Below are 22,581 nucleotides of genomic sequence, written 5' to 3' on the forward strand. Positions count from 1 at the left end.
TAATTATAAACGCATTGATCTATTTAATCAATGCGTTTATAATTAGGCTGTATCAATGTTAAATACAGGGAAATTCAACTAGATTTATAGTAAGATTTAAATCTTAAAAAAGGAACCTGATGTAAAAGAATGGTTCGGTAGGGCAGATGTTGTTTATGAGTTGCTTTTTTGCTGTTTTTCGGCTTCATTGTAGCTCCATTCTACAACCTGTTTCAGACTTTTTATTATTTTTTGCTGATCGGTGATTTCGTTAATGTCCATTCCGCAAAAAGTACTGCCATTAGCTTTTGCATGTAAAATCAGATAATAAACACCACCGATAAGTATTGCCTGGATTGCTCTGAGATCAATGTCCGTATTTTCGAAATGAGGATCAGTTATTTTAAAGAGTTCATTACCGAAGGCTTCTCTGGCATCGGCGATTTCCCGCATCAGGTTGCTTTGCTCACTGATTTCCCAAAGAATTATTTTTTGCATCTCATCAGCCTGGAGGAAAAAGTTAAACTGATCGATTAATAACTGGCTGGCGAGATCTCGTCCGCAGTTACTTTTATTTTCTTCAATTAAGACATGGACACCTTCTGAAAAGGTATTCCAGTAGTCTTTCTGACGGACATAGGTCTCCACAAGTTTATCGACACTTTCGAAATAGAGATAGATCAGTTTTTTATCAACTTTGGCTGTAGCAGCAATATTATTTACTCCAAGGCCTTTATAGCCTTGTTTTGTGATGATCTCACCTACAGCATTAAGTAACTTCAGTCTTGTTTTTTCTTTGTTACGTATTGGTCCTTCAGTAGTTTTTCTGATCATCTTTATACCCTTTGCCTGGTAATATCCATTTTTTGATTTACATATTCAAATGCATTCAGGGCTTTATCCAGCTGTTCTTTGGTATGGGTAGCCATCAGACTCATCCTGATTCTTGCATTTTTTTTGGCCACAGCAGGGTACAGTATGGGATTGGTATAAACACCAGCCTTGAGTAATAATTTACCAGCATCACCAGTTTTATGTGGATCACCTATTTTTACAGGAACGATAGCGGATTCAGTAATTCCGATGTCGAGCCCGATGTCAGTCAGTCCTTTCTTGAAATAATTAATGTTCTCCCATAATTTTAAACGCCATTGTGGTTCTTCATCCAGTAATTCAATGGCTTTGATAATACCTGCTGCAGCTGGTGTACTGGTGGCAGAGAAAATTTGCTGCCTGGACTGAAATTTGAGAAAATCGATTACTTTAGGATCGGCAATTACATATCCGCCAACATTGGCAAATGTTTTACTGAAAGTTCCGGTAATAAAGTCTACTTCTTTCATCAGATCACAGACTTCCAAAGCTCCACGTCCCGTTTCTCCCAGAACACCAACACCATGTGCATCGTCTACCATTACATAGGCTCCGTATTGTCTGGCCAGCTCAATAATTGTTTTTAAAGGAGCCATATCACCATCCTGAGAATAAACTCCGTCAATGATAACCAGCTTTGTCCTGTATTTATCTTTGGCTTCTTTTAATATCCGCTCCAGTGATTCGGTATGATTATGAAGAAATGTCTTGGTGTTCGTTAATATACAGCCCTCATATACACTGGCATGGACGGCCATATCAATGATAGCCAGATCCTCCTTTTGGAGCAGGCTCATTAATGTTGCACTATTGGCAGTATATCCAGTGGTGTATATAATAGATGAGTCTTTACTTCTTTTAAAAAAAGCAGCTATTTTCTCTTCTAAAACTTCATGATAGGAAAAATGCCCACCTATCAGTGGAGAAGCTCCGGCTCCCGTACCAAATTCCTGAATTCCGCGGATTGCTGCTGCTTTAACCTCAGGATGTTGAGTGAACCCCAGATAATCATTAGAGACAAAACTTACATAACTGGTCTCTTTTTGATGCACCCCCGTATTTACATACATCTCCGGCCCACATCCTGAAGAATTCAGTAAACGGTAATTCATATGTCCGTTATCCTTCATATACTGAAGGAATTCTCCGAAAACCTCTGCTCTTTGATATATATCGTGCCCTTTTATATTTTCAAAGTTTTTAAATGTTGCGTTTGCGAAATCCATTTTCAAGATTATTTTTTAAAGAGATATGAGCGAAAATTAAAGCGCGCAATTGTACTGAATGTTAACTGTATTTGCAAATAATTTTCCTGAAAATGAATTTTTAAAAAAAATGATTTACCTCAGGGGTTAAATTACCCCGCCATTTACTCTTAAAGACTGTCCGTTTATCCAGGAGGCATTTTCACTGACAAGAAATGAAACAGCATTGGCTATTTCTTCTATCTCTCCCAATCTTTGCAGTGGTGATGCTTTTGAAGCCAGTTCAATTTGTTCCTCGGTTTTACCCTCAAAAAACATCTCGGATCTGATCAGGCCGGGAGCAATAGCATTGACAGAAATGTCTTTACCTTTGAGTTCTTTGGCGAAAATCCTGGTAATCGCTTCTACCGCAGCCTTACTGCCGGCATATAATCCCATTCCTGGTGTAGATGCCGCGACAGCCGTACTGGAGAAATTGATGATCTTTCCGCCTTTGTTTAAACGTTCAACAGATAGTTTCAGCCCATTTACTGTTCCCCGGACATTGGTATTAAAAAGATAATCAAAGATCTCATCTGTACTGTCTGCAATTAAGCCAATCTGAGAAACACCTGCGTTATTAACGAGTACATCAATCTTCCCATAGGCTTGTTCACTGATCGAAAAAAGCTCCGAAAACTCACTCATAATTGAAATATCGGCTTGAACAGCAATAGCCCTGCCGCCAGCTTGTTCTATTTCAGCAACAACCTGGTGTGCCTCAGCCTTACTATTAGCATAATTTACAACAACATTAAATCCATCAGTAGCAAGTTTAAGTGCTATCGCTCTGCCAATACCTTTAGCTGCACCCGTTACGATCGCATTTTTTTGGGCTAAACTTTTCATAATCAATTTGTTTTTTTTATAAAGTTAATTGATTGGCTCCCGAAAAAATGGTAATGATTTAAGTATTTTTGTGTGATTTTACGTTGTTAGTTGCTAAAGCGATATACCATTTTAAAATAATTTATCTGCACCGCTTTTTTCATAAAAAGAATTATAGTCTTTAATATTGAGCATATCAGAAATGGCTTTTTGCTTATCCGTACTGTTATTGTAATATGCTTTACAGATCTGATATCCTACCCAATAACCGAGGTCAGCCGGTTTTTCAGCAGTCTCCTGGTTGGAATTTGCTATCCAGTTATAGTAGCGATTCAGATACATTTCTTTTTTGAAGTCAGCCCAAATAAGCTTCTCTTTACCTTTAGCCCATAGATGGAGACGACTGTTGGCAGTTTTACCGGAGATCAGTTCACCAATAAAATCGGCCATACCCTCTACTAAAACAGAATGGAGTAAAGTGGTGTCATTTTTCATCCCTTCCTGATTAAAATGAATCAGCTCATGTGCAATCAGGTTAGGCAGGTTTTTGAGTTCCGCAAAATTGTTCCTCTGCCATAGCGTAAGCTCGTCCACCGGAATGTCAGGCGTTCTTACACCCTGGTCAAGACCAATCAGTAATCCATTATCAGATGAGGTCCCACCCGAAGTAAATGCACCGATGACAAAATAGATATTTGGAAAATTAGCTTGTGGATAGAGCTGTTTCAGTTTGACCATACTTTCCAACATTTGAGGTTTCAGCTTGTCTACACTGAAGGTGTTCTTCCTTATCGCTCTGTAAAAATTTGGTTTCTGGTCATGAGTTGCCAGAAAGTTTCTCATTGTTTTAACTTTAATACCAAAGTAGTCCTGCAGGCCTTCTGTTCCTGCATCAATGTAATATGTTCTGTAAATTTCACTTCTTTTTGCTGTATCTGTCTGGGCAAGATCATAAGCCTTCCAGAAGTTCTTTATATCAGAAGTAACCAGTTTTGCCTTATATGGATCGTGTGTGCTGGTGGATACAACTTTAATAGAACTAATTAACTTATCCCATTCCGGATTGCTATGCAGGGTCATGAGATCGGAGTCCTTTTTGATGTTCCCCAGATCCTTATAACCATAGGCAATAGCCGATTTTAATAAGGTCATCGCACTATCCGCCCGTCCGTTGAGCGCGTAACAGCAGGCTGCATTATAGTACCCCCCGGTTTTTGAAATTTTAAAATCCATCTTTTGTGCGGATAACAGATATAATTTACCTGCTTCTGTATAGTTTTTGGCCTTATAAAGACTATCGGCTGTTCTGCTTAAATTGTTCTGTGCAAAAACAGCAGTATTTAGCAGCAAGCAAAAAAGGAGGGAGAGTTTAAAATATTTCATATACTAAAATACAAAATAATAATGGCAGGAATCAAGATCTTCGATTGGTCTTTCTTCGCCGATCTGAATAAAACTTAATCATTCCATCGGAGATTATAGGAGCTTTCATTTATAATAATATATTTGCTGTTAGTATCCGTTGACAGGGTACAATGCTTATCAGCTCCGGTTCGTGGAGGAAAAAACTATTATATAACGATGAAAAAAAAATTAACCCTTATCTTCTCTGTCCTGTTAATTGCAAACCAGCTATATGCTCAACAGGATTCGCTGACCTTACGTAAGATTTATGATGAAGCCCTGGTCAATGGCAAATGTTATGAGAATCTTCGTTTCCTCTGTAAGAATATTGGTCCGCGCTTAAGCGGATCGGCTAATGCTCAAAAAGCTGTTTCATGGAGTAAAAAACTGATGGAAAGTTATGGCTTTGACAAAGTATATCTTCAGGAGGTCATGGTGCCACACTGGGTAAGAGGAGCAAAGGAAACAGCTTTTATCATAGATGGTAAAAACCGTATCGCTGTACCGGTTGCAGCTCTGGGGATGAGTGTTGCTACACCTGAACAGGGTCTGACTGCAAATATTGTTGAAGTACAGAGTCTTAAAGAGGTTGAGCAAATGGGGGAGCAGATGATCAAAGGCAAGATAGTTTTCTTTAACCGTCCTTTTGATCCAAAGTTTATCAGTACCGGACAGGCTTATGGAGGTGCTGGTGACCAGCGTTTCATGGGACCGGCTGTTGCAGCCAAATATGGAGCTGTTGGGATTATCGTTCGTTCGCTAACTGAAAGTCTGGATGATTATCCGCATACGGGTGCTACATTCTATGATAGAAATGGTAAAAACATACCTGCCGCAGCTATCTCGACTAAAGCAGCTAATCAATTGAGTGCATTATTGAAAATGCGTAAACTGCCATTGATTAAATTCTATTTTAAGCAGAATTGCCAGATGCTTCCTGATGTATTGTCCTACAATGTTGTGGGAGAACTAACTGGTACGGAACATCCGAATAAGTTTATTACGGTTGGTGGACATCTTGATTCCTGGGATCTTGCCGAAGGTGCCCATGATGACGGTACGGGTGTGATGCAGTCTGCCGAGGTACTGCGAATCTTCAAAGCCCTGAATTATAAACCTAAGAATTCGGTTCGTGCGGTATTTTTCATGAACGAAGAAAATGGGCACCATGGTGGCGATAAGTACGCTGAGCTGGCTGCCCAAAACAAAGAGGAGCATATAGCTGCTATAGAAACTGATGAAGGTGGTTTTACCCCACGCGGTTTTAGCTTTGAAGGTGTATCCAGAGATTTCATCAGGAAAGTTAACAACAACTGGAAAGAGCTTCTAAACCCTTATGAGGCTGATCGTTTAATTATCGGTGAATCGGGAACAGATATCGGGCCTTTGAAGGACAAACGTCCTGGAATTATCCTGATTGGTTTCAGACCGGATTCCCAGCGTTATTTCGATATACATCATTCTTCAAACGATGTATTTGAGAACGTTAATAAACGTGAGCTTGAACTGGGGGCTGCAAGTATGGCTAGTCTGATTTATCTGATCGACCAGCACGGATTTTAGCCAAAAATTCATAAAAAAAGAGACCATCGGTCTCTTTTTTTATGAATGGTCCAGATGCGGTAAACCTACCTTTTAATGAAATCCATTACATATTTAACGGATTCTGTTTTATTACCTGCTATCGGTTTAAGTTCAAATCTTTTCACTCCAGAGCTTCTCATCCAGTCTGACCAGATAATTTTCATAATTTCCATATCGGTAGGATGTTTGGTGGCTGCACCGGTTTTGGAAAGTGAACGATCATACATTTCGAGTACAATGACTTCAAGATTGTTTAAAAATGGATTTTTTGCCGGATTAATCCTGAACCTGGGATTCTTAGCCAGAAAAGTTTCCATATTGCTTTCTTTTGACTTCAGGAATGCGTTTCGGAATTCTGAAACCTTATCTGAGCTTAAATCATATCCTTTTTTGTAAATACCAGCTTCAATATAGCCGTCGGTTATCAGAACCATGATATTGCGGAATCTATGGGTTATTTTGCCTTGTGGTATTTCAGGCAGAACAATCCTTTCATCAATGCCAGATTTAAAATAGGTCCAGATGTCGGCTCCGTTATTGGAAAGAGCTGCTTTATTGTTGAGTTTCCGGTATTCTGCTGCAAACTTACCGATATCTCCGGGCAGTGTCTGGGGTACTCCTCTGGACATAATATAATTAATTCTATCGTTCTGTTTATCAAATCGTTGAAAATCAATAGTCAGTACATCAGTATTTACTTTGTACATATTAATCAGTCCTTTATTGATAAAGTCAACACTGTAGTGGTCCAGTTGTCCCTGATCTCTTTTAATCCGTAGGATATTGGGCCAGATTTGATCCAGTACACCATTGACGATATCGGCATCATTCACCGCCTTTGGATATAATTTGGGGTTTAGTCTGTTTGATAAATCCGGTGCGAAGACTATATTGTAGTGAACAACTTCTTTCTGTTTCTGAGCAGACAATTTTGCTGTAGCCATAAGTATCAGGAGGCCAATTAAAAAATGCTTTTTCATCATATTTTTATGCGTTTGTCAATTTGTGAGGTTTCTGTTTTTTCGTTCTGCCAGTTGATAGCCGTGTCAAAAGCCTCTCTTGATTTTTCTATTGCTATGGGTATTGAATAATGTTCATGCAGATAATCATTCCAGCCCTCCAGAAAAATATTGATTCTGTCACGGAGTGCATCCAGAGAAATTGGGAGATAATCGTTTTCTATATGACTCTTGTAAATTGTAGCAATGTCCCGGATGTGTTGTTTGCCAGTTATTAAATCGGTCTTCTTGATCTCTTTGAGGAGATTCAGTTTACTGGGGATAGATGTCAGCAGGACTTCTGTAATTTTATATTGCGCATTCAGATCTATATTGACTCCTTCTATAGCGTAGATTTCGTCTTTAAGCAAAATTATTTTTTCCTCTTCCAGTTTGATGGATTCCTCCAGGTGGCTAATCAGCAAATTGTTCTTTAAGGTTGCGATATCGGGATTGCGTTCATCAAAAATAGACATCAGTTTCTCAAAGGCGAATTTCAATATTAAAAGGCCAAAGGCACCCAGTAAAAACACCAGATAAAAATTCGGATCTTTAAATGCCATCTCAATTTCCCATATGACGTTCGTGTCACCCCGATCATATTTCATCTGATAAATGGCGGATGAAACCTTATAGGCTATTGCGGTGTCCACCAATAAAACACCCACTAAAAACATGGATATGATAATCCATTGTTTCCTGGTAAAGAGCTTGATCAAGGCACAGAAAAGTGGAAGACTAACAAACAGAAAGATGAAAAATATTCCTGAACCGCCTTTTTCAAATGTGAGGCCTAAAGCTTTTGGGTTAAATATTTCCATGGGTATTGCTTCCAGACCAGCAGCTTTCGCAGCTTTAGCATCATCTACTGCAAATAATAAAATATAACAAGCTGATGAGTAAAAAATGAATAGATAAACTATCAGACAAAGATTCGCAAAAAGCACAGGGATAAATTCATACCATTTGAACTTCGGACTGATGAAATCGCGTTGAGCATTGCGTATTTTTTCCCTGATTTCGTTGAATGACCGCTCATGAAAAGCGATTTTGCTGTTATTGATGCTCTCTACGTTCTGTTTGTTTTTCTCAACTTCTGATTTCAGGTTAATCATCTTGTTTTTCGCATTTGAAGCTTCATTTTCTGACTCCACTTCTGCAGTCTGCAACTGTAAGCTCAGATTTTCTTCAAAGGCATTAATACTGGTGATTTCCTGCTCGTCGATTTTGGTCATCAATCTCCTTTTTTTATCATCTACCACATCAATATCATTGATGAAAATTGAATAAACAGTATCCAGGGCCTTGGTTAATACCTGATGATCTCCATTATTGAATTTCGACCGTTCATAACCTTGTTTGCTTAAAATAGTACGGTCAAAATTCCCGATTTCAGAAGCAATCATTGAATCCAGTACGTTTGTGAATTCGGAAATTGCATATTCTTTGGCAGTGTGCTTCTCGATCCTGGATTCTGCTGTTATGGGTTCTTCAGGAATTGTTTCAGAACTCTGTGAGGAAGCTTTCTGATGAATATCGTTAAACGTAGTAATCAGGCTTGCTACCGTTTCGGTATGATTGGTTACAATAATACTTTCATGATTGTTTTTTCTTGCATTTACAGACCAGTTATAGGAGCCATGGAGGGCAATCCGTTTGTCTATAACACAGAACTTCTGATTCATATTACCATAGCCGGCACTTTTGATCCTGGTCACAGAAGCCCCGAGCGCAATCAGTTCTTCGAAGTTGAGTTTTTGATTTTCCTGATTGTCTGCAATAATAAGCTGGATGTTTATGTGCTGAGCAGCCTTCCTTTTTACAATGTCAAAAAGTTCATCATCTGTAAACCAGGCGCTGGCAATCAGAATTTCAAAATCTGCACCTTCCAGTTCTTTAACTATACGTGCAAAGATTTCCTTATTGTTTTGCAAGACTTCTTGCTCAAGAGATTGCTGGGATGTTATCATTTTTGGATTGAATTGATTAAGAGTTTAACTCTCCAAAAGTATATACACCGTATATGCTTTATTTACGGGAAACCGTAAAGGCCCCGGCAGTTCTGAATCAATTTAAATGAACAGGAGTCAGGTACATCTGTAATTAGATTTTTATACTAAGGTGTTTTGATTAAGTATCTGTCTTTAAGTGTATTTGTGGATTACGGGAAACCATAATAATTCCGGAAATTCCACCTTATTTTTATGCTTTAATTTTTAACGGATGTTTGAAGAATATAAAAAAGAAGTATTAGAATTTTACTTTTTTAAAAAGGAGACCAATCAACTTTCCAGTAATCTGGAAAGCCTCGGGCGTTTGAAGTTGAGGAAAGAATGTCTTAAAATTCTTGCAGAAAAATATAGTAAGAAAGATGATGAAATGCTCAGGTTGTTTTTCGATCCTTTAAGGAAATATAACGACCATGTCCGAAGTATCGAAAATTTCGAACTGGATAAATTCAGACCTTTAGTCAGCTTTTTACGAGATGGAACAAGTATCAGAGATGACCAACCCGTAAAACTTATTGCATGGTTAATGGATTTTGATTCTTATCAGGACTGGAGGTTTAGAAAAGAGACCAGCCAGCCAGATGATTGTGGATTTTCTGATAACGGAATGGATAGTGAACCCGATACAGGGGAGGAAGGGGAACCAGATAGTGATACGGATGAAAGCTCTTCCTTTGTTGGTAAAGAAGAGGCAGATGAAAAAACTACTCCAGAAGCTCAGCAGGAAGATTGTGAGCAAAATGCATCCAATGATTCACGAAACGTTCTTGAAATAAGTATTAAACGATCGTTTTCAATTAAAAAGACACTCATAATTAGTATGGTATTTTTACTCCTGGGAGGCGGTGTCTTCTTTTTATTGGGGGGAAATACAACTGGTACGGCCAGGCAGCCATCCGTTGGTGAGGAATGTATGTATTGGACAGGCGATCATTATGAACCCGTTAAGTGTGATGAAAAGATTAACGATGCAGTGTTAGTCCCGCTGAATCTCCAGACTTTAAATAACTTAAGAAAAATAAATTTGATGGATACCCTGACCGCGAATTCGCTTGGAAAGGTATGGTATTCGAAAATAGGAGGGAAACATGAGTTTTTTACAGATAGTGGGGTACATCCAGTGGATACCCTCAAAAGGCTAAAGCCGCTGACCAACTATATCTTAAACAAGCATGTTTCTTACTATAGGTATTTATTGACCCGTTTAATGTGGTCCGTTTCTGTAATTGTTATGGCCATATTGGGCATAGCTTGTGTAATTTATTTTCTCTGGCGACAAAAAAAAGGTCTGAAGTCTTTCTGATGATTATATTAACTTAGATATAGTTATTGGTTATGTATGTACTATCAAGAATTCAGTCCAAATAGTTTTTTAAAGAATTATGTACAATGTTATTTTGTATGTGAAACTGATACGGCTGTATTTACCCAGGATAAGGTTTTTGCGACAGGCTTTATCGAGATCATGTTCAACCTGGGAACTGACGGACCACAACAACTAATAAATGGTGATTTAATAAATAAGCCCGATGTGCAGTTGTGGGGGCAAACGATTCAGCCATTTACTTTTACTTCTTTCGGTAAACATTCCATGTTTGGCATTCGGTTCTTTACGCATACAGCAGCTTGTTTTTTTAGTGAACCAATAGAAGAATTTAATGACCAGGTAATTGATTTCAAAGATATAGGAGGTAAAGAAATTGTCTTGCTACATTTGAAATTATGGGACGCTAGATCCCTGGACCGAAGAATTGAATTAATCGAAGAATTTTTATTGCAAAGGCTTTCACGTTTCATGAATAAATTCACCAGATTAAAAATGGTAAACAGTATCATGTGTGACTTAAGCAAAGATGACTTTTTTGAAAATATTAACTCAATAGCTTCCCGATACGGCGTCTCCTCCCGTTACCTGCAAAAAATATTTTTAAATTATTCCGGTCTTAGCCCAAATCTGTTTAGTAAGATAGCCCGGTTTCAAAAAAGCATTCACCTTGTTGCAGGTAAAGACTCCTCGCTTACCACAATCGCGCATCAATGTGGCTATTTTGATCAGTCACATTTTATAAAGGACTTTAGATTTTTTACCGGTTCAACGCCCTCCCGGTTTTCTCCGGAAAGTTCAACCGATCTTTTTGTTGCGCTCCATAATTGATTGTTCCGTTTTTTACAATTTATACTCTTTTTCAAGTGGCAATTTTGCTTTAATTATTCATCTAATTAATTAAAGCATCATGAAACAAAACAACCTTATAACAGCAATCGTATGTATAACCCTCTTTTTCGTTTATGATAATTGCCGGGCCCAGGTTAATTCTACTCCCGGTTTACCAGGAGTAAAAAAGGCGATTGAAAATATAAACACGCTTTATTTTGACCTGTTTGCGAAAAACGACGAGTCCATTGTCAACCTTTATACCGAAGACGCCTGCCTGTTAGCTCCGAACATGCTCCCTATATCCGGAAGAAAAGCACTCCAAAAAGATTTCGCAGATACATTTGCAGCAGGAAAAGTTAAAGGTGTCAGGTTCCAAACGAGTAATATTTATGGAGATGGTAAAGAATATGTAACCGAGGAAGGAACCTGGCAGGTTTTCGATCCAAAAGGAAAACTTCTCGACGATGGTAAATACCTGAAATTGTGGAGAAAAACAAAAGCTGGCTGGAAAATATTCAGAGACTCGTTTAACAGCAATCACAAGGCACAGTAAAACGGGTTGGCTGTCTTAGGTCTTAAACCGTCCACAATACACGCTTCTGGAAACCTGATCGCTCATTACATCTTTAAAAGCTATAAATACTTCAAAGGTCTTCCCTTTAAACTGGTAGGAAGAGAGAGAAATGGAATCTTTTAATTCAGACCTGCGGGCACCACTATAACTGGCATGAAAGTGTGGTTGCACACTATCGTATAGCAAAATAATAGCTCTGTCATTCTGAGATCCAATGATGTTTTTATTCTCGTCCCAGGTAAAATGAAAGGTTTTTGATGTGATGGTTACCTTCACATTTTCAGGTTTGGTCAGTTCACCATCCGAAACCAAAATAGCCTCCCAGTTAATCTCCTGTTCTGGGAATTCGCCTTTAATAGCATTCAGCAGATTTATAGATTTAGCAGCATTATTCGCAGTGATATTCCGCTCCAGAGCCCTTTGCTTAAAGCCGATCTTAAGAAATTTTGCAGTTGCATTTAAAATTGGACTCAATAGCTTCATTTTATTGGCCTGAGCTTGTTGTAGAACGCTTCTTTTTGCTTTCTTATGGGCGGTGGCCGGTTTTGAGCGGGCGCATACCTTGTCTTTCCATCGATATATTACAACGGTTCCTATTTTTCCTCTTATTCCTGTTAATACGGTGCCTTCCTGTAAAATTGCCATAATTACCTCTGATTAGTATTACAATATAGATAAAATATTAATCAAAAGTGTCATTAGAAATTTTTTATTATAAAATTATTCACATGTAGTGTACCTCTTGTTCGGTGGAAACTGAATAATGGTCTTTAGGACCTCTGAATGATGTCTGAACGATGTCTGAACAAAGTCTATACAGAACACTGATTGTCAGTGAATTACGATTTATGGTTTTTTACTGTTTTAAATGCTGTAAATTAATTTCTATAGTATCCAGTACGTTCCTAAAATTCCTTCGTCATTTACATGAAACCAATTTGACGGCGTATTCTTTCGGGAAACCCCTCAGCTTAAACAATCATTCTTAAACTCAGTGATATGCTAATAAGAAACAATGGCCCTAAAAATTTTGCCAGGCGTAATTTTATAAAATCCGCCGGAATCACAGCTCTTGGGTTATCGGTAGCCCCAGCGCTCATCTCTTTTAAAAATCCACAAGAACATGAAAGAAAATCTTCCGAACGGATGTTTCCCGAAGGTTTTTTATGGGGAACTGCGACTGCGGCATATCAGGTAGAGGGGGCGGTTAATGAAGACAACCGTGGAGCTACAATATGGGATACTTTTTCTCATATCCCCGGAAAGATCAAAAATAACGACAATGGAGATGTGGCCTGCGATATGTATCATCGGTATAAATCTGATGTACAGCTGATGAAAGAATTGAATATTAAATCATTCCGTTTTTCCATTGCCTGGTCACGTATTTTTCCAAATGGGACCGGAACACCAAATCAAAAAGGACTTGATTTTTATAAACGATTAACAGATGATCTGTTGGCAAATGATATAGAACCTTTTGCTACTTTATATCACTGGGACCTGCCACAGGCCATCCAGGATAAATTCAAAGGTTGGGAGTCCCGTGATACAGCGAAAGCATTCGGTGATTATGCAGGTTATGTAGCTAAAAATTTAGGAGAACGTGTAAAACACTATTTCACAATTAATGAGCTGCGTACATTTGTAGAGTTAGGTTATGGAAATGGTATGTTTGCGCCAGGACTGAAATTGCCGGCACGGAACTTAAATCAGGTACGTCACCACTCTCTATTGGCTCATGGTCTTGCGGTACAGGCCATCCGCGCAAATGGAAATGCAGGCACCAGGATAGGATTGGCAGAAAACCTGGATGTGCCAGTTCCTATTATAGATACCCCGGAAAATATTAAAGCTTCAGAAATTGCAATGCGTGAGTCAAATGCCGGCTACCTTACCGTGATTATGGAAGGGAAATACACTGAGAAGTTTCTGCAAAATGCAGGTGCCGACGCGCCTATATTTACCCCGGAAGATCTTAATATTATCAGTTCACCACTTGATTTCTTAGGAATAAATATTTATATGCCTTCTCAATACGTACAGGCGGCTAATAATGCTGATGGATATAAAACAATTCCATTTGCCAAATCACATCCGCGAAGCACTTCCGAATGGCAGGTTTTGGGTCCGGAAGCACTTTACTGGGGGCCTAAAAATGTACAGAAAATATGGAATGCAAAGGAAATTTACATAACCGAAAATGGGATTAGCGGCGCCGATGAATTAACGGCTGATAAGCAAGTTTATGATACCGACAGAATATCGTTCATGCGTAATTATCTCACGCAGTTGCAAAAAGCAACTTCAGAAGGTGTGCCGGTTAAGGGATACTTTTATTGGAGTATGATGGACAACTTTGAATGGGCTAGCGGATATGATACTCGTTTTGGATTATACTATGTAGATTATAAAACACTTGAGAGAATCCCTAAAGAAAGCGCCAGGTATTTTAAGGCCCTGGCACAAAGTAACAAAGTAAGATAATTAAGCTCAATATTGTATTCAATAACATTACCGTTATAAATGCTGTTGAATACAATATTCTAATGAAGGTTTTCTGCTCTGGACCAGCGTTTTGATGTTGTAGCAATATTTTAACCGGCTGTAATATGCCGAAACGAAAGGTAGGAATGAAACGTGATGAAAAGATAATATCTCAACTTATTTTGTATTATTGTGCATCAATACTAAGTAACCAAATATATTCAGCTTTATTCATGTTAACTTCTCAGGAAAAACTTCTTTTGAATGAAATTTCGAAAGGTAACGAAAAGTCATTCAGGAAATTGTATGATAGCTACTTTCACCAGGTAACGGCATATGTTTTCAAAATAAGTAAATCAGATGAGGTTACAGTGGAAATTGTGCAGGACGTTTTCCTGAAACTCTGGCAAAACAGGGAAGCACTAACCTATGTAGAAAATATTAAGGGTTACATTTATTCTATTTCACGTAATCGTAGTATCGACTATTTGCGCAAGCTGGCAAAAGAGGTAGATCTGATCAAAGTGTTGGCAGCACACCATCAGCAGTACGATAATAATGTCGATCAAAAGATAAATGCCAACGACCTGCAACTAATCATCGAGCAGGCCTTATATTTCCTTTCCGATCCCAAAAAGAAAATTTTTCAGATGAGCAAAATTGATGGAATGAGCCACGATGAGATTGCTGAGTTAATGCATCTATCGAAGAGCACTGTCAAAAATCACTTGTCGGAAACTTTAAAATACCTGCGCCAATATTTTAAGGATCGCCCCGAACATGAATATCTTTTAATTTTATTGGTCATTAACTTACTGAACTAAATTATAAAAGCGAAAGGCCCGGATTGATTCCTGACCTTTTGCTTTAAAACAATTGAATGTAAGATTGTGTAATCAGGTTTTAGGCTTATAAGGTTCTTTTGTCAACGGTTACATAATCAACCCACAACATGGTTTTGCTGAACAGGTTGATCTGGCTGTTATTAAAAATACCGATATTATTATTTGAACCCACGTTAAGGTTGAAAATGATATTATGAGGACCAAAGTTTTGTAATTTCAGATTGCCGTTTATTGCATTAGTATAAGAAGACACTGTTACGCCATCCAACTGAATGGTTACCGTTATATTTCCATTTTCGTTTTTCCAGTACTCGTCATATGTATGCCAGCCGGAATTTACGCCATATGGTTTTTCGCAGGTATTGCCCAGTTGGTTATTATTGGCCGATGAGCCGTAAAAAAGATTACTGGCGTATTTTGCGCTGTTGCCAAACGAATAACCTTCCATGATGTCTATCTCGCCTTGTACCGGCCAGTTAGTTTCCTGTACGGTCCAAAATGCCGGCCATGCCCCATATGTTTGTGCGAAATCTTTCCATGTGGTGCCATCCAAAGCTATTAGCTTTATAGAAGCACTGGTTCTATATTCTTCGTTCACACCCGGCTTGAAAGAGAAATTTGACTTCACAAGACCCGATTTATAGGTTCCTCCATTAGGTGTCGCAGTTAATACTAATACACTCCTTGAATCATAATTGCCGATTACCGGTACATTCGGATCATAAACACAAAGGCTCGAGTTATAATCTGCCCGATTGGCTTTCGTCCAGTTGCTAAAACTGCCACTATTAGTAAAATCATCAGTGAAAATCCGCGACCATGCGCTGACCTGGTTACTCAATTTAGGCCCCGTCCTGGCAGCAATTTGATCGACAGGGATGTCTGCTGTGGGTTTCTGTTCTATCTTTTTACAGGACAGAATGATCGGTGAAGTGAGGTAAATAGCCATAAGGCAGATAAGTTTGCTTGCTTGTTTCATAATTATTTGGTTTAATTTGGTTTTGTCATTAGTTACCTCGCTTTCAGCGGGACGACTAATAAACACAAGACGTTAATTTAGGAATGACGTACTGCCAGAGAAAATGTTTCTTTGATATAGTCGATTTTGTTTCTGATGATAAGAAACTGTAAAAATAAATTATCATTAAGGCAGTACGTTTGGTTCTGACTGTTCGTCTTAGCTCTTACTGAACCCAAATTTTAGCCTTTTATAAACCTAATTTTCCTTTAAATATGCCCGAACTATCAAGATTGGAGTATCTATTGCAGCAATATGCGGAAAGTAATTGTACGCACGATGAATTGCTTGAACTTATGGAGCTCATCAATAAAATGGGGGATGATCAGGAGCTGAGCAAGGCATTATCCGAGGTCTGGAAACAAATAAATCCGGCAGATCCGATTCCGAAAATAGATCAGGAACAGATTTTTAGAAATGTACTGGATTCCGGTAAAATTCATCGTTTGCCGGTCAGGAAATACCAAACTGTCAAATGGATTGCAGCAGCGATACTGTTGTTTTGTTTGGGTTTAGGTCTTCACAATATTAATAAACAGCGCGTTAGTGTTCAGGATAATCTTTCGGCTGAGAAAGTTATTAAACCGGGTACGAACAGGGCAGTGTTAACGCTAGCAAATGGCAAAACCCTCAAATTAGATGATAACAACGCTGGTAATACACTTAAACAAGGAAACACCACCATCATTCGTTTAGGAAAAGGCCAGCTGGCTTACCTGGGTGATACAAAAAACAACAACGGCGATTTGGCTTATAACACGCTCACTACACCTAAAGGTGGACAGTATCAGATTGAGCTGCCGGATGGTACCAGGGTTTGGCTCAATGCTTCATCATCCCTGCGTTTCCCGGTCCAGTTCCAGGGCGAAAACCGTCGCGTGATACTTGAAGGGGAGGCTTATTTTGAAGTTGCGAAAAATAAATATAAACCTTTCCATGTGGAGGTGAATCATACTGATATACAAGTGCTGGGTACGCATTTCAATGTTATGGGGTATGCCGACGAAGTCAGTACAAATACTACGCTGCTGGAGGGTTCTGTGCTAATTACAGCAGGTACCGAAACGGGCTTGCTAAAACCCGGCGAACAAGCTAAAGTAAAAGACGGTATTCATATTTCGAAGGCGGATCCCCTTGAGGCACTGGCATGGAAAAACGGAAATTTCAATTTCGGACACGAAAAAATACAGAGCATCATGCGAAAGTTGTCCCGCTGGTACAATGTCGATGTGAAATATGAGGGCAATATTACCAAAGAGGGTTTTGTCGGTACTGTAAAACGGTCTAAAAAATTGTCAGATGTATTGGATGTTCTGGAGTCGACTGGGCTGGCACACTTTAAAGTTGAAGAAAGGAGCGTAACTGTTATGCCATAGACATCTACGATCAACACTTATTATAGGCCATAAACAAGTCCGGGGGCGGTCGAAGGCCCCCGAACGATGTCTGGTTCCTATAACTAAATAATTGAGGCACAATTACAAATCCATTTAAACCAAACATTTCAAATATATGAAATTATACGCTCTGAGAGAGTGTAGGCTAACTGCTTTCACCCATAAATTTTTGCGGGTCATGAGAATCACCTTATTTTTACTGATCAGTTTTTTCGTCCAATTGTCCTTTGCCGGGCATGCGCAAAAACTAACGATAGACCAGGGCAATGTCACCTTCCTGAAAGCTATCCAGGAAATTCAGCACCAAAGCAATTTCCAGTTTGTTTATACTGATGAAATGCTGGATGGGACCCATCTGGTGAGCCTGTCATTTAAAAATGCTTCTTTAAAAGAAGTGTTGGATGCCTGTTTTAAAGGGCAACCGCTTAGTTATGTGATTAAAAACAACAATACAATAGTCCTGCGGCATAAGCCCGAAGGAATGGTAACCGGAAAGAACCAGCTTATTACCGTTCGGGGTAAAGTACTCGATAATAAGGGCCTGCCACTGATCGGTGTAACGGTGAAAATTAAGGGTTTGTCAGTGGGGGCAGTGACTGATAATCTCGGGAACTTTATTATCCATGCAAATAATAGCAGCGATATTTTAGTATTTAGCTACACGGGTTTTGTGAGTCAGGAAGTACAGGTAGGCGAACAAACAGTGGTTAATATTGTGCTCCTGGAATCTGTAAAATCACTTGATAACATTGTGGTCATAGGCTACGGTACACAAAAGCGGGGCGATCTGAATGGTGCTGTATCATCTATCAGTGCAAAAGACATAGCCAACGTTCCGCAAACTAGTATCGACCAGATGTTGCAGGGTAAAGCAGCCGGACTTACAATTACCCAAAACTCGGGTGCACCTGGAAGTTCCACATCGGTTCATATCCGAGGCATCACCTCATTAAGCGGTAGTAACGAACCTCTGTATGTGATAGATGGAGTGCCTGTTTCGGGCGATGCGACCAACTTTGGGACCAGTAAAAACTCGCCTTTACAATCGATCAATAATGACCAAACTGCGGTAAGTCCGTTATCGCTGATCAACCCGAACGATATTGAATCTGTCGATGTGTTGAAAGACGCTTCGGCGGCAGCTATTTATGGCAGCCGGGCTTCCAACGGCGTTATCATTATCACTACAAAACGCGGAAAAAATTCATCGGCGAAGGTAACTTACGACGGATGGCTGGGTTATCAGCAGCCGGCAAAGTATTTGAAGATGATGGATCTTAAGCAATACGCTAATTTGCAAAATACTTTAGGTGATTTATACGGTGCGGTGCGCCCCGAATTTGCTGATCCTAGTTTATTAGGAACCGGAACTGACTGGCAGCGGGCAATTTTTCGTACAGCGATGATGCAAAGTCACCAGATTTCAGTATCAGGCGGTAAGGATGGCTCAAATTATTATTTGTCGGGTGGCTATTTGAAACAGGACGGGATGGTTATCGGCTCGGGTTTCGACAGATACTCTTTTCGTTCAAATGTAAATAGCCAGGTGAAAAATTGGTTGAATGTGGGGATGACGCTTTCTGGAAGCCGTACCAACGAAAATGTTGTATTGAATGATAATAACGGTATTATTTATAATGCCTTGCTCAGTGCACCTGATATTGCTGTTTACAATGCTGACGGAAGTTATGCAGGACCACCCGAAAGCCAGATTGGAGGTGCAATAAACCCGGTAGCGCAGGCATTGAGTATTACCAATAACCTTATACGCAACAAGATTAACGGTAATATCTACGGAGATATCCGCTTCTCAAAGGATCTTTCCCTGCGTTCGGAATTAGGCGGGGATTTTAATTTTACCGATAACCGGTTATTTAACCCTACTTACGCATGGGGCAGGTTTGTGAATACTACAGCGTCATTAAGCGAACTGTCTACGCAGAACACTTTCTGGGATTGGAAGGAATATCTTACTTATAACCACACTTTTAATTCAAAACATGCAATCACAGCACTGCTGGGGCACGAAGTACAGCAATACACCTATAGAGGCGTATCTGCTTATCGCCAGAAGTTTTTTAGCAACGATGTTCAGACGCTCAACTTAGGTGACGCCGCAACCGCACGTAACGATGAATATAAGGGAAGCGGTGTACTGGAATCGGCCTACGCACGGGGAATTTATACTTATGATGGCAAATATAGCCTGACTGCTACAATACGTGCGGATAAATCATCCAATTTTGTACCAGGTAAAAACGTTGGTTATTTTCCATCATTTGCTGCCTCCTGGCGCATATCAGATGAGTCTTTTATGGCAAAGACAAAGTCTGTTGCCGATAACATCAAATTGCGTGTAGGTTACGGGCAGGTAGGCAACCAGGATGTGGGCGGCTATTTATTCGGTTCGTCTTTAAGTCCTACAGTGACCGGATTGGGAACGGGCTTCTTTTTCAATCAAATCCCTAATCCAAAACTAACCTGGCAAACTTCCATTCAAACGGATATCGGAATAGATGCCAGCTTCTTTGACAGCCGGCTGGATGTGACTTTCGACTGGTATAACAAAACGTCTAAAAACTTTTTGTTTCAGCAACCTTTGCCTGCATATCTTGTGGGAGATGCCAGTTACCTGGGGGGGATAAATCCACCAACTATTAATGGCGGTAATTTGCAAAATAAAGGGTTTGAATTTACAATCCGGTCGCAGAATATCCGTAGTAATAAATTCCGTTGGAGTTCAACGTTTATATTCTCTCATTATAATAACAAAGTATTATCACTGGCTAACAACAGCGGTCCGCTGATTGGTGAAGTGATGAATGGTTTTCTGCATTTGCCGGTAACGCGCACAGTTGTAGGAAGATCTATTGGTGAATTTTACGGTTATAAGGTTGCGGGGACATTTAAAACTGATGAACAATTAAGGAATGCCCCGGTACAATTTGGTCGTCCTGTTTCGCCTACCCAGGCTGGTACCTGGTTAGGGGATGTACAATATGTGGATATTGACCATAATGGTAAAATTGACGAGAATGACCAGACCTTCCTGGGAAGTCCCAATCCTAAATTTACCTACGGGTTCACCAATAATTTTACTTACAAGGCATTCGACCTCTCTGTTTTTCTCAGTGGATCATATGGCGCAAAAATCCTTAACGTGCTGAACAGGACCATCGGAGGATTATCCAGCCTATATCAGAATCAGCTCGCTTCTGAAGCTGCCTTTTGGACACCTGTTAATTCAACATCCAATATTCCGGCTCCCAAAGGTGGTACAGATAATCCAAACCTGGCTATTTCCGACAGGTACTTGGAGAGTGGTTCTTACCTTCGGATCCAGAATGTAAGTTTGGGATACAACCTCCCTGCTAGTTTTATTAACCGTGTAAAGTTAAGTAAGTTAAGGGTTTATGCCAGCGTACAAAACTTATACACTTTTACCCCTTACAAAGGATACGACCCCGAGATCGGATCTGCAAACCAAAATGTTTTTTTAACCAACATTGATCTGGGCAGGTATCCCATACCACGGACCATCACATTTGGAATTAATGCAGAGTTTTAAACTTGAAAGAAAATATGAAAATATATAGAAAATATATACTATCTCTTGGCCTTATCAGTTGCCTTATTGGCCAGGGTTGTAAAAAGGAATTTTTTAACCGTCCGCCCGAAAGTGCACTGACACTGGACAACTTTTATCAAAATGCCGACCAGGTTAGATCCAGTACCAACGGGCTTTACAATGCACCTTGGTTTAACTGGAATAATCAGGCAAGCTGGGCCATCACTGAGTTATACGGAGGTAACGCCCGAACCTATTCAAGCGACGTTGTCAACTTCGGCAAATTTGCGGTAACCGGCGATAATATTGTATTAAGCAACGGATGGAATTCACTATTTACTGTTGTAGCACAATCTAATGCGCTGATTAATAATCTGAAAAATAATGTTCCTGCATCGGTGCCGGTTGCAATAGTAAATAATGCACTTGGCGAAGCACACCTAATGCGCGGGCTTGCTTATTTTTATCTGGTAAGGGTTTGGGGTAACTTACCGATTATTGAAAACAGCCTGAACTATGTGGATAATTACCAAATCAATACGAATCCCGTGAGTGACGTGTACAAATTCATTGTGAATGATTTAAAGTTTGCAGAAAGTAATTGTACCCCAATGGTCAGAAATGGCTCATCACAGGCCCAAGGTCATGTTTCCAGTGGTTCAGCAACCGCTTTACTAGCCAAAGTATATCTTTATATGGGCGATTATACCAATGCACGTATCTGCGCCGAAAAAGTCATCAACAGCGGCGAATTTAAACTTTACGGTGTTGATGTAGCCGGGAAAAGCTATAATGATCTTTTTAAGACGGCTAATAATAATAATGAAGAATCGGTAATCGCCATCCAATGGTTAGGTGGCAGCTCTTACGGGCATGGTAACTCTTTACAGGCTTCTTTTGCCTATAATTCTACCATTACTGGTACAGGTGATGGTTATGCTGCAATTGGTCCTTCGGTTGATTTACAGCAAACTTACGAACCAGGTGATCAACGCATTTATGGCACGATTATGTTAGCCGGTGCCAAATATCCCGAACTTACACAGGCTAACGGAGGCTTCACAGTTCCGGCAGATGTAAATGCACAGGATACCCGGGCTGCCATCAAGAAATATGTAGTTGGAACACCTGCAGACAACGGGGGGCTGGGAGCACAGTTCTCTGCTGGGAATAATACCTATTTAATGCGGTATGCAGACGTGTTGCTTATTGAAGCTGAAGCAGTACTGGCTGGTACCACCAGCACATCTGATCCGGCTGCCTTAATACCTTTTAACAAGGTACGGTTACGCGCCGGGCTTAATGCTTTACCTGCCATTACCCAGGCAAATATATTGCATGAACGCCGGGTTGAATTTGCGATAGAAGGCGATTATTGGTTTGACTTGTACAGAATGGATGGATGGAATGGTATTATAGCTAACCAGCATCCTAAAGCCATTGCACTCATTAGCAACCAGGAACGCGGCATTTATAGTGCTGATAAACCACCTTTAGTCTACTCTCAGAAGTTTATACCAACTAATGCGAATTTCGTTTTTCCATATCCGGCAGCCGAATTGGCTCAGAATCCGAAGCTCAATCAGGCACCGGTTCCTTATGTATTTAAATAATT

The 22,581-nt window shown here is 39.7% G+C and carries 17 protein-coding genes; 9 read left to right on the plus strand and 8 right to left on the minus strand.

Annotation, left to right across the window (positions count from 1 at the left end):
* Positions 1–153: 153 nt before the first annotated feature.
* From HDF25_RS02475 to HDF25_RS02490, 4 genes are all read right to left on the minus strand, one after another.
* Complete coding sequence (locus tag HDF25_RS02475) at positions 154–813, minus strand: TetR/AcrR family transcriptional regulator (protein ID WP_184622385.1); 660 nt, start codon at positions 811–813, stop codon at positions 154–156.
* Between the two features lie 2 nt (positions 814–815).
* The gene (locus HDF25_RS02480) at positions 816–2,078 is read right to left on the minus strand and encodes an aminotransferase class I/II-fold pyridoxal phosphate-dependent enzyme (RefSeq protein WP_260409299.1); all 1,263 of its coding nucleotides are present in this window, start codon (positions 2,076–2,078) and stop codon (positions 816–818) included.
* Positions 2,079–2,204: 126 nt separating this feature from the next.
* Complete coding sequence (locus HDF25_RS02485) at positions 2,205–2,945, minus strand: SDR family oxidoreductase (RefSeq protein ID WP_184622388.1); 741 nt, start codon at positions 2,943–2,945, stop codon at positions 2,205–2,207.
* 111 nt (positions 2,946–3,056) lie between these two features.
* The gene (locus HDF25_RS02490) at positions 3,057–4,307 is read right to left on the minus strand and encodes a TPR end-of-group domain-containing protein (RefSeq protein WP_184622390.1); all 1,251 of its coding nucleotides are present in this window, start codon (positions 4,305–4,307) and stop codon (positions 3,057–3,059) included.
* 198 nt (positions 4,308–4,505) lie between these two features.
* Between HDF25_RS02490 and HDF25_RS02495 the strand changes: the two genes are divergently transcribed.
* Entirely contained in the window at positions 4,506–5,891 is a 1,386-nt protein-coding gene (locus tag HDF25_RS02495) for a M20/M25/M40 family metallo-hydrolase (RefSeq protein ID WP_184622392.1), read from the plus strand.
* 65 nt (positions 5,892–5,956) lie between these two features.
* Here HDF25_RS02495 and HDF25_RS02500 read toward each other — a convergent pair whose 3' ends face one another.
* The gene (locus HDF25_RS02500; protein ID WP_184622394.1) at positions 5,957–6,895 is read right to left on the minus strand and encodes a hypothetical protein; all 939 of its coding nucleotides are present in this window, start codon (positions 6,893–6,895) and stop codon (positions 5,957–5,959) included.
* On the minus strand, positions 6,892–8,880 hold the full coding sequence (locus tag HDF25_RS02505) for a phospholipase D-like domain-containing protein (protein WP_184622396.1): 1,989 nt from the start codon (positions 8,878–8,880) through the stop codon (positions 6,892–6,894). Before HDF25_RS02505 ends, HDF25_RS02500 begins: the two co-directional genes overlap by 4 nt.
* A 253-nt stretch (positions 8,881–9,133) precedes the next feature.
* Here HDF25_RS02505 and HDF25_RS02510 point away from each other — a divergent pair, with 253 nt between their 5' ends.
* The 3 genes from HDF25_RS02510 to HDF25_RS02520 all read left to right on the plus strand — a co-directional run bounded on the left by HDF25_RS02510 (position 9,134) and on the right by HDF25_RS02520 (position 11,630).
* Complete coding sequence (locus HDF25_RS02510) at positions 9,134–10,222, plus strand: hypothetical protein (RefSeq protein ID WP_184622398.1); 1,089 nt, start codon at positions 9,134–9,136, stop codon at positions 10,220–10,222.
* A 36-nt stretch (positions 10,223–10,258) separates the two neighbouring features.
* On the plus strand, positions 10,259–11,074 hold the full coding sequence (locus HDF25_RS02515; RefSeq protein ID WP_184622400.1) for a helix-turn-helix domain-containing protein: 816 nt from the start codon (positions 10,259–10,261) through the stop codon (positions 11,072–11,074).
* A 79-nt stretch (positions 11,075–11,153) separates the two neighbouring features.
* Positions 11,154–11,630, plus strand: a complete 477-nt coding sequence (locus tag HDF25_RS02520; protein ID WP_184622402.1) for a YybH family protein — start codon at positions 11,154–11,156, stop codon at positions 11,628–11,630.
* Between the two features lie 15 nt (positions 11,631–11,645).
* On the opposite strand, the gene HDF25_RS02525 is transcribed toward HDF25_RS02520, so the two are convergent.
* On the minus strand, positions 11,646–12,296 hold the full coding sequence (locus HDF25_RS02525; protein ID WP_184622404.1) for a DUF6266 family protein: 651 nt from the start codon (positions 12,294–12,296) through the stop codon (positions 11,646–11,648).
* Positions 12,297–12,650: 354 nt separating this feature from the next.
* Here HDF25_RS02525 and HDF25_RS02530 point away from each other — a divergent pair, with 354 nt between their 5' ends.
* Entirely contained in the window at positions 12,651–14,138 is a 1,488-nt protein-coding gene (locus HDF25_RS02530; RefSeq protein ID WP_184622406.1) for a GH1 family beta-glucosidase, read from the plus strand.
* A gap of 233 nt (positions 14,139–14,371) precedes the next feature.
* Positions 14,372–14,962 carry an RNA polymerase sigma factor gene (locus HDF25_RS02535; protein ID WP_184622408.1) on the plus strand — a complete coding sequence of 197 codons (591 nt, stop codon included), beginning with the start codon at positions 14,372–14,374 and terminating at the stop codon, positions 14,960–14,962.
* Positions 14,963–15,047: 85 nt separating this feature from the next.
* Here HDF25_RS02535 and HDF25_RS02540 read toward each other — a convergent pair whose 3' ends face one another.
* Positions 15,048–15,962: a glycoside hydrolase gene (locus tag HDF25_RS02540; protein ID WP_184622410.1), complete on the minus strand. Its 915-nt coding sequence runs from the start codon at positions 15,960–15,962 to the stop codon at positions 15,048–15,050.
* A gap of 254 nt (positions 15,963–16,216) precedes the next feature.
* Between HDF25_RS02540 and HDF25_RS02545 the strand changes: the two genes are divergently transcribed.
* The 3 genes from HDF25_RS02545 to HDF25_RS02555 all read left to right on the plus strand — a co-directional run bounded on the left by HDF25_RS02545 (position 16,217) and on the right by HDF25_RS02555 (position 22,579).
* Complete coding sequence (locus HDF25_RS02545; RefSeq protein WP_184622412.1) at positions 16,217–17,377, plus strand: FecR family protein; 1,161 nt, start codon at positions 16,217–16,219, stop codon at positions 17,375–17,377.
* 199 nt (positions 17,378–17,576) lie between these two features.
* Positions 17,577–20,966, plus strand: coding sequence for a TonB-dependent receptor (locus HDF25_RS02550; RefSeq protein WP_184622414.1), 3,390 nt, complete (start codon positions 17,577–17,579; stop codon positions 20,964–20,966).
* Positions 20,967–20,980: 14 nt separating this feature from the next.
* Positions 20,981–22,579 (plus strand): RagB/SusD family nutrient uptake outer membrane protein, encoded by a 1,599-nt coding sequence (locus HDF25_RS02555; protein WP_184622426.1) that lies wholly within the window; start codon positions 20,981–20,983, stop codon positions 22,577–22,579.
* Positions 22,580–22,581: the final 2 nt, after the last annotated feature.

The sequence above is a fragment of the Pedobacter cryoconitis genome, assembly GCF_014207135.1.
In the GTDB taxonomy this organism is placed as follows: domain Bacteria; phylum Bacteroidota; class Bacteroidia; order Sphingobacteriales; family Sphingobacteriaceae; genus Pedobacter; species Pedobacter cryoconitis_D.

What these genes read in the sequence shown, in the direction of transcription:
- HDF25_RS02535 (WP_184622408.1), top strand. Translation starts at nt 14,372, where the DNA reads ATGTTAACTTCTCAGGAAAAACTTCTTTTGAATGAAATTTCGAAAGGT.
- HDF25_RS02525 (WP_184622404.1), bottom strand. Translation starts at nt 12,296, where the DNA reads ATGGCAATTTTACAGGAAGGCACCGTATTAACAGGAATAAGAGGAAAA.
- HDF25_RS02520 (WP_184622402.1), top strand. Translation starts at nt 11,154, where the DNA reads ATGAAACAAAACAACCTTATAACAGCAATCGTATGTATAACCCTCTTT.
- HDF25_RS02495 (WP_184622392.1), top strand. Translation starts at nt 4,506, where the DNA reads ATGAAAAAAAAATTAACCCTTATCTTCTCTGTCCTGTTAATTGCAAAC.
- HDF25_RS02505 (WP_184622396.1), bottom strand. Translation starts at nt 8,880, where the DNA reads ATGATAACATCCCAGCAATCTCTTGAGCAAGAAGTCTTGCAAAACAAT.
- HDF25_RS02550 (WP_184622414.1), top strand. Translation starts at nt 17,577, where the DNA reads ATGAGAATCACCTTATTTTTACTGATCAGTTTTTTCGTCCAATTGTCC.
- HDF25_RS02515 (WP_184622400.1), top strand. Translation starts at nt 10,259, where the DNA reads ATGTACTATCAAGAATTCAGTCCAAATAGTTTTTTAAAGAATTATGTA.
- HDF25_RS02500 (WP_184622394.1), bottom strand. Translation starts at nt 6,895, where the DNA reads ATGATGAAAAAGCATTTTTTAATTGGCCTCCTGATACTTATGGCTACA.
- HDF25_RS02475 (WP_184622385.1), bottom strand. Translation starts at nt 813, where the DNA reads ATGATCAGAAAAACTACTGAAGGACCAATACGTAACAAAGAAAAAACA.
- HDF25_RS02510 (WP_184622398.1), top strand. Translation starts at nt 9,134, where the DNA reads ATGTTTGAAGAATATAAAAAAGAAGTATTAGAATTTTACTTTTTTAAA.
- HDF25_RS02540 (WP_184622410.1), bottom strand. Translation starts at nt 15,962, where the DNA reads ATGAAACAAGCAAGCAAACTTATCTGCCTTATGGCTATTTACCTCACT.
- HDF25_RS02530 (WP_184622406.1), top strand. Translation starts at nt 12,651, where the DNA reads ATGCTAATAAGAAACAATGGCCCTAAAAATTTTGCCAGGCGTAATTTT.
- HDF25_RS02555 (WP_184622426.1), top strand. Translation starts at nt 20,981, where the DNA reads ATGAAAATATATAGAAAATATATACTATCTCTTGGCCTTATCAGTTGC.
- HDF25_RS02490 (WP_184622390.1), bottom strand. Translation starts at nt 4,307, where the DNA reads ATGAAATATTTTAAACTCTCCCTCCTTTTTTGCTTGCTGCTAAATACT.
- HDF25_RS02485 (WP_184622388.1), bottom strand. Translation starts at nt 2,945, where the DNA reads ATGAAAAGTTTAGCCCAAAAAAATGCGATCGTAACGGGTGCAGCTAAA.
- HDF25_RS02480 (WP_260409299.1), bottom strand. Translation starts at nt 2,078, where the DNA reads ATGGATTTCGCAAACGCAACATTTAAAAACTTTGAAAATATAAAAGGG.
- HDF25_RS02545 (WP_184622412.1), top strand. Translation starts at nt 16,217, where the DNA reads ATGCCCGAACTATCAAGATTGGAGTATCTATTGCAGCAATATGCGGAA.